This window comes from Herpetosiphon giganteus, assembly GCF_016907925.1.
Classification (GTDB): Bacteria; Chloroflexota; Chloroflexia; order Chloroflexales; family Herpetosiphonaceae; genus Herpetosiphon; species Herpetosiphon giganteus.
Genome location: NZ_JAFBCZ010000039.1, coordinates 16,138 through 31,979, shown reverse-complemented (window position 1 = coordinate 31,979; position 15,842 = coordinate 16,138). Strand labels below are relative to the sequence as shown.

Annotated in this window: 15 protein-coding genes; 5 read left to right on the top strand and 10 right to left on the bottom strand. The window is 50.4% G+C overall.

Features of this window, described 5'->3' with window-relative positions; genetic code table 11:
• Window positions 1-134: 134 nt before the first annotated feature.
• Window positions 135-2,288, bottom strand: a complete 2,154-nt coding sequence (locus JOD20_RS23690; protein ID WP_204757647.1) for a DUF5107 domain-containing protein — start codon at window positions 2,286-2,288, stop codon at window positions 135-137.
• A 163-nt stretch (window positions 2,289-2,451) separates the two neighbouring features.
• Between JOD20_RS23690 and JOD20_RS23685 the strand changes: the two genes are divergently transcribed.
• Entirely contained in the window at window positions 2,452-3,216 is a 765-nt protein-coding gene (locus JOD20_RS23685) for a hypothetical protein (protein WP_204757646.1), read from the top strand.
• 72 nt (window positions 3,217-3,288) lie between these two features.
• Here JOD20_RS23685 and JOD20_RS23680 read toward each other — a convergent pair whose 3' ends face one another.
• Window positions 3,289-4,053 carry a sporulation protein gene (locus tag JOD20_RS23680; RefSeq protein ID WP_204757645.1) on the bottom strand — a complete coding sequence of 255 codons (765 nt, stop codon included), beginning with the start codon at window positions 4,051-4,053 and terminating at the stop codon, window positions 3,289-3,291.
• A 109-nt stretch (window positions 4,054-4,162) separates the two neighbouring features.
• Window positions 4,163-4,558, bottom strand: coding sequence for a MerR family transcriptional regulator (locus JOD20_RS23675; protein ID WP_204757644.1), 396 nt, complete (start codon window positions 4,556-4,558; stop codon window positions 4,163-4,165).
• 107 nt (window positions 4,559-4,665) lie between these two features.
• On the opposite strand from JOD20_RS23675, the gene trxA reads away from it, so the two are divergent.
• Complete coding sequence (gene trxA / locus JOD20_RS23670; protein WP_204757643.1) at window positions 4,666-5,007, top strand: thioredoxin; 342 nt, start codon at window positions 4,666-4,668, stop codon at window positions 5,005-5,007.
• A gap of 498 nt (window positions 5,008-5,505) precedes the next feature.
• On the opposite strand, the gene JOD20_RS23665 is transcribed toward trxA, so the two are convergent.
• Entirely contained in the window at window positions 5,506-5,766 is a 261-nt protein-coding gene (locus JOD20_RS23665; RefSeq protein WP_110513516.1) for a helix-turn-helix domain-containing protein, read from the bottom strand.
• On the opposite strand from JOD20_RS23665, the gene JOD20_RS23660 reads away from it, so the two are divergent.
• On the top strand, window positions 5,765-7,360 hold the full coding sequence (locus JOD20_RS23660) for an ATP-binding protein (protein ID WP_204757642.1): 1,596 nt from the start codon (window positions 5,765-5,767) through the stop codon (window positions 7,358-7,360). The genes JOD20_RS23665 and JOD20_RS23660 overlap by 2 nt on opposite strands.
• Here the strand turns inward: JOD20_RS23660 and JOD20_RS23655 are convergent.
• The 6 genes from JOD20_RS23655 to cmk all read right to left on the bottom strand — a co-directional run bounded on the left by JOD20_RS23655 (window position 7,353) and on the right by cmk (window position 14,060).
• Window positions 7,353-7,742, bottom strand: a complete 390-nt coding sequence (locus JOD20_RS23655; RefSeq protein WP_338034209.1) for a response regulator — start codon at window positions 7,740-7,742, stop codon at window positions 7,353-7,355. The genes JOD20_RS23660 and JOD20_RS23655 overlap by 8 nt on opposite strands.
• Window positions 7,743-8,037: 295 nt before the next feature.
• A complete protein-coding gene (locus tag JOD20_RS23650; protein WP_204757641.1) occupies window positions 8,038-8,913 on the bottom strand; it encodes an ABC transporter permease in 876 nt (291 codons plus the stop codon).
• The gene (locus tag JOD20_RS23645) at window positions 8,910-9,869 is read right to left on the bottom strand and encodes an ABC transporter ATP-binding protein (RefSeq protein ID WP_204757640.1); all 960 of its coding nucleotides are present in this window, start codon (window positions 9,867-9,869) and stop codon (window positions 8,910-8,912) included. Before JOD20_RS23645 ends, JOD20_RS23650 begins: the two co-directional genes overlap by 4 nt.
• Window positions 9,869-11,755: a hypothetical protein gene (locus tag JOD20_RS23640; protein WP_204757639.1), complete on the bottom strand. Its 1,887-nt coding sequence runs from the start codon at window positions 11,753-11,755 to the stop codon at window positions 9,869-9,871. The genes JOD20_RS23645 and JOD20_RS23640 overlap by 1 nt, the downstream gene beginning before the upstream one ends.
• A 45-nt stretch (window positions 11,756-11,800) precedes the next feature.
• Window positions 11,801-13,084: a PH domain-containing protein gene (locus JOD20_RS23635; protein ID WP_204757638.1), complete on the bottom strand. Its 1,284-nt coding sequence runs from the start codon at window positions 13,082-13,084 to the stop codon at window positions 11,801-11,803.
• A 286-nt stretch (window positions 13,085-13,370) separates the two neighbouring features.
• Window positions 13,371-14,060, bottom strand: a complete 690-nt coding sequence (gene cmk / locus JOD20_RS23630; RefSeq protein ID WP_204757637.1) for a (d)CMP kinase — start codon at window positions 14,058-14,060, stop codon at window positions 13,371-13,373.
• 267 nt (window positions 14,061-14,327) lie between these two features.
• Here cmk and JOD20_RS23625 point away from each other — a divergent pair, with 267 nt between their 5' ends.
• Together JOD20_RS23625 and rimI are read left to right on the top strand one after the other, a co-directional pair.
• Entirely contained in the window at window positions 14,328-15,137 is an 810-nt protein-coding gene (locus JOD20_RS23625; protein WP_204757636.1) for a hypothetical protein, read from the top strand.
• Between the two features lie 25 nt (window positions 15,138-15,162).
• Window positions 15,163-15,798 (top strand): ribosomal protein S18-alanine N-acetyltransferase, encoded by a 636-nt coding sequence (gene rimI / locus JOD20_RS23620; RefSeq protein WP_204757635.1) that lies wholly within the window; start codon window positions 15,163-15,165, stop codon window positions 15,796-15,798.
• Window positions 15,799-15,842 lie beyond the last annotated feature (44 nt).

The following is a 15,842-nucleotide window of genomic DNA, read 5'->3' as shown; positions in this document are numbered from 1 at the left end:
CTCTCCTGCCCGCGGGCGAGGGGCTTTACTGCCATGGTTTTTGCATGAGTTGTGGTGAACATTGGTGCTCCCCCTCGCCCGCGATTTCGTGGGAGAGGGGGCTGGGGGGTGAGGGCATAATCGCGGTTACAAGCTTATGGCGTGACTAATGCTTGGGTTTGGCCAGCCCATTCAACGCTAATTGGACGATTGGGATAGACAAGTTGCTCTAGTTCAATGCGTAATGGCTGTTGGGGCTTGAGATCAAGCGTGCCTTGCCAGAGGAGTTTGCCTTCGCTACTAATCTTGATTGGGGTGGCAGCGAAGGCTTGGCTTGGCTGAATTGCGACGACCAAATGGCCGGTGCTGCTGCGATCCAGCCCAACTGCGCCAAAGCGATTGCCCGCACTGAGATCGCCAAGGTCATGCAAGGGCAGCCAATGGGCCTCGAATGAACGGCTTTGGCCTGCTGGCAAGGCTGGATAATCCCAGAACGTGCGTTGAGCGCCATGCCATAGCTCTGCATAATCGCTGCCATCGATGGTGTAGAGGCTGCGATCAAATTGATCATCAAAGGCAAAGGTTTTGATGCCAGGTAAATTTGGGTCAAGATCAACCAGCATGAGGCCTTGGTTGAGCGCCGGATCATACACGCCAGCCCAGCCGCCGCTGAGGTTGTCGGCAGCAAACAGGCCAATGTAGCCGTTCCATGTTGCATAGCGACTAAGATCGCGATTGTTGAAGGTGGGCCAGCTAATGGTTTGTTGTGGTGCAGGCAAAGCCGAATCTTGGGTGGCATGGACAATCATCTGCTTGGTTGGCACAACGAAATGGAGGCTTGGTTGCAAATGGTTGATGCCACCAGGTGCAATCATCGCATTCATCCAAAATTGAAACGGTTGCGGGCTAGCGGTTGGGTTGCGATAGTTGCCACGCATATTCACGATTTGGCTATCGTTGGTTAGCTCAACCGTGATTTCAATTTGAACTCCGGTGTGGCGTTCGGTGGTTGAAACGATCACCCGCGCCGCATCGTTAGTTTGCTCCAAACGATAATCCCAAGGCTCAGATTCAAGGTAGCCATGTTCCTCGGTTGGCGCTGCCCATTCGATCCCACCCGCTGCCAACCACCAACCGCGTTGACCTAAATGGCTGGCTTTGATCACCGGATTTTGATAGAGCAAGTTTTGGCCAGTAGCTTTGTTGGTCAATTGATAGACACGGCCACCAAGTTCTGGCAGTATCGTCAGCATGACATAACGATTTTCAAGCTTGAGCAAACGATAAATTTTTGCTTGATAGGCGGTGATTTTGCTGCGATCAATCCGTTTGTACGGGAAAATTGGGTCGTTGGGTTGGCTATCGACGAGTGCGCCTTGATAGCCTTCGGTGTTCAACGCGATCGTGCCCGCCTCCGAAACAGTGGCTTTGTTCTCGCTCCCCTGAAAATAATGCATTGGCGTGGCATAGCGCCAGCGATAATAATGGCTGCCCACATTGCCCATTTCAACTTGCCAATTGGCCGCATTATTGGGATTGTAGGTCAGCACGCGGCGCTCGAAGGCTTGGAACAGCACCCGTTGGGTTTGGCCGCCGATTCGGGTATCGATCCAATAGGCCTCGGTGATGGGATAGCCAAACGTGCCTAACACATTGGTTACATCGCCCAGCGATTGCTGAAAATCGACAAATACTTTGGGCACATTGTGGCCAGTTACGGCTTCGTAATGGGCAATTGTGGTATTGGGCGTTGCCAGATTTGGCTCATCGCTAATTTGACCATTGGCTGCCAGCACGCTGCTAATGCGTTGGCCTTGGCGATTTTCGCTGCGATTATAACCATTGGTTGTGGCAATTGGCCCAAGGCTGGCGTAGGTTGGACTGGGGCTATCGGGATCGCCTGCAATTGGCACATTGGCTGCGGTGCGTGGCTCGAAGCGCTGATCGCCGGTTTGCATATGACCACTGATCATCTCGACCACCAACAAACCATTGGTGGCAAACCACTCGCTATTACGGTCGGCATCTGGTTGGCTAATTTCCATGCGAGCTTTATCAAAATACTGGGTCAAGCGATTGTTTTGTGGCGATTCCTGATAGCGCTCAAAGCTGCGTGGCCCAATTTGCTGGCCCCAAACCCACGAGCGACTGGTCTGAGCATCGGCAACCGATTGATCGGCGCGTTGCCAGCGTTGGCGAAAGGCCGAATCGGCAAAGCCATCGGCAAACGCAGCATAACTCGGGCGTTGTTGTACCAAACTGAGAGTGACAATTAAGAGGCAAAAAACCAAACTTGTTCGGCGCATCATCTATTCCTCCAAAACCAAACATCTGGTGCGAGTATAGCGCTGGAGGTTGGCAAAAACCATAGCATCTCGCTGAAGTTGGCCTGAGAAACCTGAAAATCGCCAAAGCTTGGCCGAATATGCTCTATAGTATTGGCAGTGTGTATGGTCGAAAGGGGTTGCCACAATGAACGATTTGCAAATTGCCGAACAACTACAAGCAAGCTATGGTCTTTTTGCGCCAATTCGTGCCCATTTTCGCGGGCCTGGCGTTGAACGTGGTGGCTGCCCACGCCACGGCATGCATGCAGTTTATGCCAAAAAATATGGCGAGCATCTGGCAACCATTTATCCAGGCATTAGCTCAATTGGGGTTGAATCGTCGTTCGAGGCCAGCCAATTGCCAGCGATTATGGCGGCCTTGGCGGCGCTGCGCGAGGTGCTGCTGGCAAATTTAGCCCATCGAATTGTTGAATATGCGCAAGCCAGCAAGCCCTATCTTTTGCCCGCCTATTTGCGTAGCATCGAACTGGCGCTTGAACATTTTGCCAAACGCTATCCTGAACAGCTGGCGGCGCTTGATGCGGTTTTTTCTGTTGCTGGCGGCGAGGGCTTTCGCGATTTAATTGTGTTTCATGGTGGGCATTTGTTGGAGCAAGCCAAGGCTGGCGCACTCTGGACGAATATCGATATGTATTCGTTGGTTGATTTACACGACCGTGAAACGCCTGAGGGCTTGCAAAAATTCGAGGTTTGGTGCCTTGGTGGCGATTTGGCCAAAGCAGTCTTGGCCGAATTTCAAAAAGCCGCGTTGATGCTGGTGACCCAAGGCTGGCAACCACAGCCACTCACCAAAGAATTAGCCTTGTTGCCAGTCGATCTGAATCGCCATTTTGGCCAGATGGTGCGCAATTTACTGCACACTGCGCTATCCCAATATGTTTTGGGCTAGTTCCCTCACCATCCATAAAAAAAGCCCCTCTCCCGCATCGCATGTGGGAGAGGGGGGTGAGGGATTTCGAATTTAATGGCGCATGCGTGATTGAATCGTTTGGCTGATGATATGCGCCAAATCTGGGCGCTGAATATCGGCGTGGGTGAAGGTCAGCTTGGCATAACGCTCATTGAGATCGAAATCGGCAAACAACTTGGCAAAGCCATGCAAGCGCTTGTCGATTTCCAAATAGACATCGACCCCATAATCTTGCAGATCAAGCACGACTTCTAATTCTTCGATGTGGAAACTTTGGTGGCCATAGGGCTTAAACTCAAGCTCTTGCACAAATGGATACGGGCCGCGCCAGCGCGAATTGTATTCGTTGTGCACGGTGTAGAGTTGGAAACCAATTTGTTGAATGGCCTGAATAATCGTTGATTGCGATGGATGTGGCTGAATGTTCAGCTGATCAACATCGCTGGCATCGACCCCACCGCTAATTGATAAGCCAGTGCGAATAAAGACTGGCTGATGACCCATGGTCAATGGCGTATCGAGCGGCAAATTGATGCTAAATGGAATCCGTTGCTGCGCCTCTGGTTGCAGCACAAAACGCTGCGTCAGCGGATATTGACCAATCGTATGATCTTGGGTCATTTTGTTGTCGTCGTATTCGCGGGTGTAGCGCGTGACCAAAAACAGAAACAGCGCTTCAATATCTTGTTCGACATCGCCGCCGATAATATGCACTTCACCGGCAATTGTGCCACCAGGCGCAGTTGTATTGTTGTGGAGATGAGTTTCGATACGAGCATTGCCAATACCAACACTGGCGAGCAATTTACGGAACATGCACATCCTCCTAGGTTATCGAATTATTATCGCCTTATACGTAGACATAGTATCAAAAGGTTTCACTTAATCTTGGCAATTACGTAGACATAGTATCAAAAGGTTTCACTTAATCTTGGCAATGTTGTAACACACAATGCAGACAGGTTTCAAGCGTGGCGCAACGGCAACGCAGCCCGCGCTGCAACAATTGCTGCACATGGCTGGCCTGTTCGAGCAATTGGCTAAGATCAGCCAACTTCTGTTTGGCCATTTTGCGCCATAAACCAGCAAGCGGAGCCTGTTGCTGCTCGTGCTGAAAGAGCAATTGAATTTCATGCAGGCTAAACCCCAGCCGTTGGGTGGTGCGAATAAAAGCGAGGCGCTCGAAAATCTGCTGATCGTAATATCGCCGCCCATTCTGGCGCGCAGCAGGCGGCAAGAGATTAATTTCTTCGTAATAGCGAATGGTTGAGGCTTTGATGCCAGCCTGTTTGGCGACCATACTGATGCTGAGTTGTTGCATATGCCGACCCCTGAAAATTGCTGCTTGACTTCCAGTTAACTTGAACTTGTAGACTCCTAACAAGCTAGGGTAATCATGCAATAGCTGTCAAGTGGAGGAACAGATTCATGCCAACCGTGATCGATCAACCAGTTCATATTACTGATGCCAGCTTTGAAGCCGACGTTTTGCAATCGGCAGCGCCGGTGATTGTGGATTTTTGGGCACCGTGGTGTGTACATTGTCGGGTGATTGCGCCGATTTTGGCCAAACTAGCTCAACGTTATGCTGGCGAAATCGTGGTGGCCAAAATTAATACTGATGAAGATGTGCAATATGCGAGCCGTTTAGGCGTGCGTGGTTTACCAACGATGGTGGTATTTCAGCATGGTCAAGAGGTTGACCGATGGATTGGGGCGATGAGCGAAGCGGCGTTTGAGCAACGAGTGCAGCGCTTGCTTGGCCATTAAATTATAACAGGCAGGCTGCTTCTCACGGCGGCCTGCCTGGTTTATTCTTCCTCGATACAGTATCTAAGCTCCCACAAGCGGACTATTGGCATTCTTCCAACCTACTCCATTGTTCTTCTCTCCCACAAGCGTTAATGATAGACTGATGGTAGCTGGTGTAACATTGTTACAGCGGCTACTGTGGGTTTGCAATGGGTGGCAATGTAGCCCTCTACAGCTACAGAGCGCACGGCTGGCGACCATGAGACCTCCTAGGGGTGACCGATTGAGCGCGACGACGCTTGAATCTGGCTGCTTGCCTAGCACATGCTGTTCGTTGAAAACCAATCGTCGGCTATAATGATGCTCAGCAATGCCCTATTCGCACTGGTTCGGTTGGTTATTAAGTTATGGATTGCGTTAGCAGTCGATAGTGCTACGATAGCATACAATCAAGCGCTGCAAATGCGGCTTTGCTCTTGATTGTATCTAGAGTTTTGCTGGAGAACCTTGGAGAAATTACGAATCCGTAACTGGCGGTTGTGGTTCGTTCGGGGTTGATGCTGGTTGAGAAAGATAGCGATCAAGCTCGGCAGCAGTTGTATACCAATAGCGATCAAGTTTGATGCCACGGATTTTACCTTTATTAAGGTAAACGCGCAAACTGCCTTCGGTTAGCGACTGGGCTGGGTAATATTCACGGGTATAGGCCGCCGCCTGCTGCAAGGAGAGCAGTTGGCTGGCTGGTGGGTCGTAGGTTAGACCAGAGGGCTGTTCCATGCCACATCCTTGGCCAAATAAAATGCTTCGCCAATTACTCCGCGGCGAGATATTATCACAATCGTTGCAGCAATGGGTCGATAATCATGGTGGTCGTCAGGTGGTTGTGCAAACCTTGCGCGATGGCATGAGCCACGATGTTGATGCACTTGCCTTCTTTGAACAGCAGGTCAATCGTTATACCACAGAAAGTCAAAAAGCTGCAAATCTTAATATGGCCGATAGCACCTACTATGCCAAACGTGGCCGCTTCTACGAGCAATTACGCCATCTCTTAGATCATCTGCCGAGCCTGCGGCCTACCACAATTATCGGTCTGCCGATTCCGCTAACTCCGTTGGTTGGCCGCCAAGCTGTGCTGCAAGAGTTGCTTGAGCTTTGCCGCGATTATCGGCTGGTGACCTTGCATGGCATCGGTGGCATTGGCAAAACTCGCTTGGCAATTGCCTTGGCCAGCTATATCGCCAATGCTGGCTTTGCCCAAGAAGTGGTTTTTGTTGATTTGCGCAATGAATATACGGTGCACGATAGCTGGCAGGCCTTGCTCAATCGCTGGCTGGGCGACCCGAAAGCCGATCTCGCCAGTTATATTCAGCAATCCAATCGACGCACAGTGCTAATTATTGATAATTGCGAACATATTCGCTCGATTGCTGAAATGTTGTTGCCGCTGTTGAATTTTGGCAATGTTTCAATCATTACCACCACCCAAATTGCTTTAAGTATCAACGGCGAGCGGCGGTTTCCGGTGCCAGCTTTGAGCCTTGAGGAAGGAATTTTGCTGTTTGAGCAACGTGCTCGCGATTTGAATCGCCAGGTTGAACGCCGCCAAACCGAGCAAATTGTCCAGCGCTTGGCTGGCCATCCATTGGCCATTGAAATTGCTGCCTCGCAATTATTATTAGTCTCGGCCAGCGATATTTTGGCCATGACCAATGTGGAGATGCTCGACATTGAATCGTTGGCCAATGGCTCAGCGCCGCATCGCACCTTGCGCCAAATGGTCGAATATAGCTTTTCGTTATTGAGTGATGATGTGCAGGCTGCATGCCTACGCTTGGCACTGTTTGAACATCATTTTAGCCTAGCCCAAGCCACTAAAGCCTTTAAAGTCAATTGGCGGGTGGCGAGCAGCTTGGTCGATGCTTCGTGCTTAGAAGGCAGCGTTGATAGTCGTGGTGAAACGCGGTTTAGTATGCCGCTGGTCACACGTTTGTATGCACGCCAAGTTGCGCTAGAACGCGATGTTTATCACCAGCTGATGCTCGAATTTAGCCAATATTGGGCTAACGAGATTAAGCAGGTATTGCAACAGTGGGAACAAACAATTGAACGCGCTAAAGATCATGGCGAATTGCTTACGCCAATGAATGATCTTTCGCTCTTGCGTGATAGCTATACGACGATTCGGGGCTGTTTGCAGTGGGCTTCGATTTATGCCCACGATCAATTACTGGAGTTGATCGCTGGTTTATGGAAGTTTTGGCTGCACTATGAAAGCCCAGAGGGCAAATTGTGGCTGCGTTCGGCGATGAGTATGGTTAGCGAGCAACAGCGGGCCGAATTGCAGCCGATTCTGCTGCTATTTAGCTGAAAATTGGCATTGGGATGTCGCTGAGCCAACTTTGCTCCCAAACTGCTTCGCCAGCAAGCAAACGGGCAATTTGTTGAGGAAAATAGGCTGGACGAATTGGCTTACCCAAAAAGCCAAAAAAGCCAAGTGCTTTGGCACGTTCAACAATGCTCATATCACTAAATCCTGTCAAGGCAATGCAGGGAGCAATTGAACGCAGCGAGCCAATCAAATCAAAGCCCGATTGATCTGGCAACTGGACATCGAGCAAAATGAGTGCTGGTTGCAAGGCCTGAATTGCTTGGGCAGTGGCAATGCGGCCATTGGGGAAGAAATGCAGTTGATGGCCTTGTTGATGCAAGGTACTGCGAATAATTAACAGCGTATCTGGTTGGTCTTCGATGACAACAAGCGTAGCGATACAAGCCTCCTTGGATTCAGCGGTTGGCTGAATTGTACCGCGAAAGCTGTGCGCTGAGCAATATGCTTAAGCGTTCCCTCACCCCAACCCCTCTCCCGCGCACGGGCGAGGGGCTTTTCATGGTGTGGTTCTGGTGTAATGTGTCGGTACAAACAGGTGCTTCCCCTCACCCGCGTTTTCGTGGGAGCGGGGGATGGGGGGTGAGGGAATGTTTGACCACCACGCTTTAAAAACCTACCCTTGAAAGAGAGGGGGCTGGGGTGAGGGAACTCAGTCTTTAGCCACCGCTTGAACGGGCAACCGACTTTTGCAATTGCTTCGAGCTGCGCCAAATTAAGAATGGAATCAGCACCAGCCAAATCAGCACTGAGATAACCCAAGGCTGTAAAATCACGCCACCACCTAGCTGACCTTGGAGATCTAATGTCCAGAGGGTAGCATTGCCCTCGCTAATGCTTTGAATCCACATGACGAGGCTGAAAAACGGGCTAAACGATAAAACAACCACGCCCAAGTTACGGAGAAAACCATTGTTCATAATCGACTTAAACAGCGCTTCATCGTTTGAAAGGATTGCCAAAACCAAAAGTGCTAGCAATGGCAAGCCAACGGCCATGACCAGCGCTAAGCCTAAGGTGGCCAGCATTGCGCCACGACTGGTTTTGGCCCACGAAGCTCCCCAAATGCCGACTGTACCATAGCCCAAAACTGTCACGACCTGAATCGCCAAGGCAATCAGCAAATCGCGAATTTCAATCCCGCCAATCAGCAAGGCCATTGCGCCAATCGGCAAGGTGGCGAGACTGAGCAGAAACAGAAATAAACATGGCGCAATCAGCTTGCCCAAAACGATTTGGTAGCGGCGCACCGGCGTTACCATCAGCACATCGATGGTTTGGCGATCGCGTTCGCTGCCCAATGATGAAGCATTCAACGATGGTGCAAAAAAAGTCAGTTGAAATAAGGCGACCACTGCTGAAGAAACATACAACGATAGCCCAATATCACTGCGATCAGCAAACCCACTGTCGTTGTAGCCAGCATAAATCAGCACACACAAACCACTTAAAATGAATAAGTAGATGCTGAGCATGGTAAAGGCCCGATTGCCGCGCAGATACGAGCGAAATTCCTTTTGCAAAATTGCCTTCATGCCACCACTCCTTGCGTCACATGCAAAAAGACTTCTTCAAGGTCGGATTGGCGTTCGGCAAAGTGATTGACCCGAAAGCCTTGGCCAATCAGGTTGCTCAAAATGCTGCTGCTCTCGTCGCTTGTGCCGCTAAAATTGATGGCCAATTTGCCACCCACTTGGTCATCGGCAAGCTCGTTAATTAAATTGACATCGTTGATTGCTGGAATTTGTTTGAGCAGCTGCAAGGCGGCCATCGCCCGCTCAACAACTTGAATTTCAATCAGCTTGTGAGGCCGTAAGTCTTGCATAATTTCGTTAACTGGGCCACTTGCCAAGAGCGTGCCGCGCTCGATAATGCCAATATGGCTACACATTTCGGCTAGCTCCGACAAAATGTGTGAGCTTACCATAATTGTTTTGCCCATGCGGCTTAATTCGCGTAGCAATTCGCGTAGCTCGATCCGTGCCCGCGGATCAAGCCCGCTGGCCGGTTCATCGAGGATTAATAAGCTTGGGTCGTGGGCCATGGTGCGAGCCAAACTCAAGCGCTGTTTCATCCCACGGCTTAAATTCATTACATAGCTATCGTGTTTTTCGGTCAAATCGACCAATTGCAAGAGTTCCTGAATCAGGCTCGTGCGGCGGGGCTGTTTGATACCATACACGTGAGCGAAGAAATCGAGATATTCCCAGACCCGCATGCTATCGTAGACTCCAAAATAATCGGGCATAAAGCCAATTAATTTGCGCACCGCATCGGGGTTTTGGCGCACCGAAATGCCATTAACCAAAGCTTCACCAGCGGTTGGTTGGAGCAAGGTGGTCAAAATGCGCATCGTCGTGGTTTTGCCAGCGCCGTTTGGCCCGATAAAACCATAGACCGCGCCTTTGGGAATGCTCAAATTGACCTGATTGAGCGCGACATGCGTGCCAAAACGCTGGGTTAAATTGTGAGTTTCAACGATCAATTCCATCAGCGTTGCTCCAAATCAACATATAAATTGTAGATATTGCTACTTTTTTGGGGTGCGGCTAGGCCATCGACCATAATTTCGTGCAAAACTTCGCTATCGAGCACCGTGATATGCGGCGCGGTATAGAGCGAATTTTTGGGCAAACCATTGAAATTGGTGCGCTCGTTACCTGCGGTCCAGAGCAATTCTAATGCTTGATTGAGTTGTTGATTGCTAGCAAGATATGGGCTGCTTTGGTTTGTGCGATTGAGGCTATTATCGATCGTTACCGAAGCACCAGGCTCAAGCGTTGGTAAGATAATGCTATCCTCGCCAGCGAAGACTACCGCATACTCAACTTTACGTTGGCTGCGATTGGTAATGGTCGCGCCTTCCCATGAGTTAGGTTTGGCAACTTTAATCTCAAAATTATAGGGCACAGTGACTGAGCCAATCGCCGCGAGGGTTTGCATATCGCCAATGTTGCTTTGCCAGTTTGGCAGGAGTGTGCGGTTATCGCTGGTTTGCTCGATCGTTCCCGAGCCATTATCGCCAAACGCTTGCGCCGATTGATTGCCAGCAGTTAAGTTCGAATCGATACTGCCGTTCCATGCGCCCCGTCGCCCAGCATTGAAGCCATAATTAACACTAACCCTGCCTTGCTGCGCGCCAAGTTGGCTATCGACAACATTGATTGTCGTGACGTTGATATTGCCAGTGCGCAAATCGCCACCAGCCAAATACATAATCCCGACAAAGCCAACCACAATCAAGGGAATCGTAAACCACGCCCATTCGCGCCGATCTAAGCGCCGCAAAACGAAGTAGTTAATTGGCCCAATCAGCAAAATGTAGCCAAACAAAATACCCATGAAGGTGAAAATTGAAGGCAAGTTTTGGTCGCTACCTCTAATTTGCATTGACCATGGCGAGAGCGCCACGTTCCAATCACGATAGAGTTGCGGTTGGAGAATTACCGGCCACACGCGGCGATCGTTAATTTCGGCTGGTAAATCGCTTGGGTTGAAGGCGGTGAGCAGCACATGACCCGTGCCAAGCTTGCGACTGAGCAGCAACGGCTCGTTATTCGCGCCAAGGCCTAAAGGTATTGCCTCGGCATTGGGCGTAAGTTGATTGACCTTCAGTTCGACTTGGGCAAATTGGGGGACTGTCTGTTTATTGAGGCTGGTCAAAACTGCTGAAGTATTACTGCTGCGACTGCTGCCAGGCAAGAGTGCGGCTAATGCTTTGGGCAATTCGGCGACATTCGGGCCGCCGCTGACGATCAAGGTGCCTCCAGTTGCAACCCAGCGTTCTAAGGCTGCTGCTTGCTCGGCAGTTGGCTGCACATCTTGTAAGACAATCGCGCCAAAGTTAAACAGCTCACCATCGTTGCTTGGCAGCTGAGCTGGATCGAGCAGCATAATCGTGGTTAATCGGCCTGGAATCGCAGCGCCCGCCAAACTTGAGGCTGGCCCGCCAAACACCCCAACCAAGACCTCTGCGCTATCGTGAACCCGTATATTGCTACGATTGAGCGCAAGTTGCTTGCCTTGCTGATCGAGCACTTTGATGGTTACGACGCTTTGGTTGAGATTGGCGCGCATCAACAAGCGGACTTGTTTGCGTGCTCCACCAGGCAAATCGACAGTTTGCAGCAAATCTGCTTGGCCAAATCCAGTTTCAACCACCACTTGGGCTTGAATATCAGCCCCAGTATTTTCGATTGTCGTGATAACCGGATACCAGCCATTATTGAGCACATGCCCTTGGGCATCGAAGCCAACTTGATCGATGGTAATACTAATGGGATTGGCATTTTGGGCATAACTTGAGCTTGGCCAAAGCAGATAGGCTAGGGCTAAGCCAAGCCAAATCCACCCACGCCACCGGGCTGAATGCGCCATGAGAACTCCTTCGCACAACAGATTCTGACTCCCACTGCGTTGATCTTAGTTTCCGGTTTCCAATTGCTCAGGGGGCGGCAATTTGGATTCGATATGGGTTCGATGATCATCAAACAACACTTGCAGCTCCTCACGTTGGAGCTTGTGATAATGCTGCAACAGCATCAAGGTACTATCAAAATCACGGTCGCGGGCACGTTGCTCAAATTGGTCGCGATAATCGGAAATGACCGCCAGCACGCTATCGGGTGCTGCTACGCCGCGAAAGGTGAAATTTTCGTTTTGACCAGCGGTAAACAGCTCGACATCGCCGTACTTCAAAATCCGTGCCCATAAATTTTCTTGATTGAGCGAAATATTCTGGATTTTGTCCCAGGTTGTTTCGCGTTTGGTTTCGCGGCCCAACGGCTTGCGCTCAATATCAATAATATTAACTGGCGTAACAATATATTCATCGTTGCGCCAATCGATGACCTCGTAAATCAGCCAAGCAATACAAAACAGATCGAGTACAGCCAGAATGAGCAACGAACCACCAGAGCGAATAAAATCGTTGCCGATTAACAGCGACCACGACAAATTCAAAATCAAAAACAGCAAAATTGGGTTGGCAGCTTCGACGAATAAAAACAGCCAATGTTTGCGCCAGATAATCGAATTGCCGCGCACTTCGGGGCTTGGTGGAATAATGCCCAAAAGTGTACGGCCAGTTTGTTCTGGTGGAATAAAATCGCTTAATGGCGGCAGACTTGGTAGAACGCCTTGCTTGAGCACTTTGGCTCTGACAATTTGCTCAACCCGCCCAACTTGTTCTTCTTCTTTAACTGGCTCAACGAATTCGAGAATCGTATCGCGAACCAATGTAGGATTGACGATCCCACGAAAGGCAATGTTGCGCAAACGGCTGGCAGTTTGGACTTCAATTTCGCCATAATCAAAATAGCGGGAAAATACCGATTCGGTGACAGTTTTTACGTCTTCGATTTCGCGCACATACAGCTCGTTGCGCTGGACGCTAATCAAAAAGCGCGAGTTGTAGGAAATAACGCGCTGGTTGGTTACGACCAGGGCATCGTTGCGCCAATCGAAATAGCTATAAATCATGGCGAAGAAAAAGATCGTGCCAGCGCCAAACAGCACCGTATTCAAGGTATCGATGCCAACGAGCGAGACCCGCCACAAGAAAATAATGGTACAAAAAAACCAAAACGTGAACCAAATTGAAAGGTTGCGCGCCAAAACCAGCCAATGGCGATAGGCGATCAGCTTGACACGTTCATCAGATTGCAGGTTGATATTGAAGCTGATTTGAGGCACGGTGGTTGGCATAGCATCCCATCCTATTCATAGCTGAGTTGGCTGACATTCGTGCCGCCATTGGCTTGTAGGTATCCAAACTGCAACGTGGGCCATCGTTTGCTCAGCCAAAGAATTGCGCTGCTGGTTGAATGGCAGCTAGGGTTTGGCTAGCCGGGTGTTGGACTCAAGCCTAGTGCTATAGTATTTTGTTTATCAGCCAATCGTCAAGCGCCAATTGCTGCGGCTGCGCTGGGCGATTGTAACAATGTTTAAACAAAAACAGCGTGGATGTAACTCCACGCCGTTGATTTGCTGCTTAAGCTTGGGCTTCAACGCCCATAAGATTAACGATTGCTTGAAAGACATCTTCCGGCGAGCGGCCATCGGTGCTGATGGTGATTGCATCGGCGGCTAAGAAGGTGTTAGCTGCATCGATTGCATCGCGGCGGGTCAAGTCGTCCAAGACTTCGCTATAGCTAATTGCGCGACCACGAGCATTGAGTTCTTGGGCGCGGCGTTGAGCACGTTCTTCAACCGAGGCATCAAGATAGATTTTTAATTGGGCATCGGGCATAATCACCGCCCCAATATCGCGACCAGCCATCACGACATGGCCAGCTTTGCCGATTTGGCGTTGAGTATCGCGCAAGGCTTCGCGCACCGCAGGATGAGCGGCAACTTGCGAGACATTACGTTCGACATTGGCGGCGCGTAATGGCCAGGTAATGTCGTTGCCATTGGCCAGCACCGTGTATTGGCGACCATCGGCGACACTTGGCGCGAGTATTTCAAAATTGCTCGTTTGGGCGAGTTTGGCGAGAGCGGCGGCGTTCGCGAGATCAACAGCTTGTTCAAGGGCCACATAGGTCAATGCCCGATAGAGCACCCCTGTATCAAAATAGATATAGCCAAAATGGTCTGCTAACAACTTACCGAGCGTACTTTTCCCCGACGCTGCCGGGCCATCAATTGCAATTGTATGTGGTGTAGTCATAGTCAAAAACACAGATATTCCTTGCTGGATACCTCCGAACAGGCAATATTTGAGCGCATGCTGAAAGGTGAAGGGTACACATCGCAACCACTCTCCTGTTGAGTACCCAGCGTATGCAATACCCCACTTGTGGAAGTGAGGAGACAATAAATCATGAAAAGGCTGGAAAAGCCATGGTTCTATTGTAGCATAATGAGCTAAATTTGCAGGTATTATGGCAACGACCCAGACGATCTGCTATAATCGCACGCCGAACCATGATCATAGTTGGAGGTTGCGATGCGCTCTGGCATCTGGCGAAGTTGTTGTTTATTGCTCTTAGTCGTGTTAACAGGTTGTGGCAGCCTGACAATTTACGATCTTACCGGAAATCCGGCAAATTATAACGGTCAAGATGTGACGGTCGAAGGTGTTTACCTGTGGAAGCCGGGCAATCCTGGCCTCTCGGTGTTGGCGAAGGGGGTTTCGACCCGCAATGATGGCACCGATGCCCAGCCAGTCGATACGTTGGTCTGGCTTGAGAATTTTCCTGCTGAGGCTAGCGCCGATTTACACCGCCCAATCGATAGCATTTATGGCGCAGTGCGGGTCAAGGGCAAGTTTGAAACTGGCTCGTTTGGCCCAGATGGCAGCTATACCAGCCGCTTGGTCGTGCAATCTGCTGAAGCGATTGAGCAAGTTGAGCGGGTTGAATATCCAGCGCCGACCGAAGCACAACCCAATCAAGTTTCAATTTATGAGCTTGAGAAAAATCCCGCCGCCTACAACGGCCAAACAGTGACTACGCGCGGGATGTATTACTGGACCCAAGCCAGTTCTGGCTTGTTGGTAACTGGGGTGCGCACCGAAAAGCCGCTTGGGGCTGATATTGCCAGCGGGGTTAATCCGCAGCCAATGGGCACGCCAATTTCGATGGAAGGTTTTCCACCTGATCTTTCGAGCCAACTCAACGTCGGGCCAGGCAATGGCTTTGTTTGGGGCTTGGTTGAAGTAACTGGAACTTTCCAAACTGGCGGGCAATTTGGCTTAGAAGGCCGCCATGGCTCGCAATTGATTCTCGACCCAGCATCAGTTAAAGCAATTAAATAAGCATTCATCAGCATAGAAGGCTGCAATGTATTACTTCCTAAAGGCAATGCACGAGGATGATATTCCGCGTGTGCAAGAAATTGAGCGCCAAAGTTTTTCTGCGCCATGGTCGGCCAATACCTATCGCCGCGAATTAAGCTCGCCAGCGACCAGCCGCTATATTGTGGCGCGATCAAGCCCGACGTTGCCGCCAGATGAGCCAATTATGCCCTATGTGCCACGGCGTTCGTTGCTCCAAACGTTGCTGCCATCGGTGTTTACCAAACCGCAGCCAGTCAGCCCCTATCCCTTGGTTGGTTATGCTGGCTTGTGGCTGATGGTCGACGAAGGCCATATCACAACGATTGCCGTAACGCCTTCGCAGCGCGGTCAAGGCCTCGGCGAACTTTTGCTCAATGGCTTGATCGACCAAGGTGTTGATATGGGTGCAACCCGCTTGACCTTGGAAGTGCGGATCTCGAATGAATCGGCGCAACGCTTGTATTTGAAATATGGCTTCGAGCCAAGCGGCACGCGGGTGCGCTACTACACCGACAACGGTGAAGATGCCCTGATTATGTGGACTGATGTGATTACTGAGCCGAGCTATCAACAACGCTTGGGTGAGTTGCGCGAACGCTTGGCGCTACGCCTTCAGCGTCAGGCCGGAATGGTCGAATAGTCCTGTTGCACAAATGCAGCATGTTGGCTATGATGCATAAATTC

What these genes read in the sequence shown, in the direction of transcription:
- JOD20_RS23690 (WP_204757647.1), bottom strand. Translation starts at nt 2,288, where the DNA reads ATGATGCGCCGAACAAGTTTGGTTTTTTGCCTCTTAATTGTCACTCTC.
- JOD20_RS23685 (WP_204757646.1), top strand. Translation starts at nt 2,452, where the DNA reads ATGAACGATTTGCAAATTGCCGAACAACTACAAGCAAGCTATGGTCTT.
- JOD20_RS23680 (WP_204757645.1), bottom strand. Translation starts at nt 4,053, where the DNA reads ATGTTCCGTAAATTGCTCGCCAGTGTTGGTATTGGCAATGCTCGTATC.
- JOD20_RS23675 (WP_204757644.1), bottom strand. Translation starts at nt 4,558, where the DNA reads ATGCAACAACTCAGCATCAGTATGGTCGCCAAACAGGCTGGCATCAAA.
- trxA (WP_204757643.1), top strand. Translation starts at nt 4,666, where the DNA reads ATGCCAACCGTGATCGATCAACCAGTTCATATTACTGATGCCAGCTTT.
- JOD20_RS23660 (WP_204757642.1), top strand. Translation starts at nt 5,765, where the DNA reads ATGCCACATCCTTGGCCAAATAAAATGCTTCGCCAATTACTCCGCGGC.
- JOD20_RS23665 (WP_110513516.1), bottom strand. Translation starts at nt 5,766, where the DNA reads ATGGAACAGCCCTCTGGTCTAACCTACGACCCACCAGCCAGCCAACTG.
- JOD20_RS23650 (WP_204757641.1), bottom strand. Translation starts at nt 8,913, where the DNA reads ATGAAGGCAATTTTGCAAAAGGAATTTCGCTCGTATCTGCGCGGCAAT.
- JOD20_RS23645 (WP_204757640.1), bottom strand. Translation starts at nt 9,869, where the DNA reads ATGGAATTGATCGTTGAAACTCACAATTTAACCCAGCGTTTTGGCACG.
- JOD20_RS23640 (WP_204757639.1), bottom strand. Translation starts at nt 11,755, where the DNA reads ATGGCGCATTCAGCCCGGTGGCGTGGGTGGATTTGGCTTGGCTTAGCC.
- JOD20_RS23635 (WP_204757638.1), bottom strand. Translation starts at nt 13,084, where the DNA reads ATGCCAACCACCGTGCCTCAAATCAGCTTCAATATCAACCTGCAATCT.
- JOD20_RS23625 (WP_204757636.1), top strand. Translation starts at nt 14,328, where the DNA reads ATGCGCTCTGGCATCTGGCGAAGTTGTTGTTTATTGCTCTTAGTCGTG.
- rimI (WP_204757635.1), top strand. Translation starts at nt 15,163, where the DNA reads ATGTATTACTTCCTAAAGGCAATGCACGAGGATGATATTCCGCGTGTG.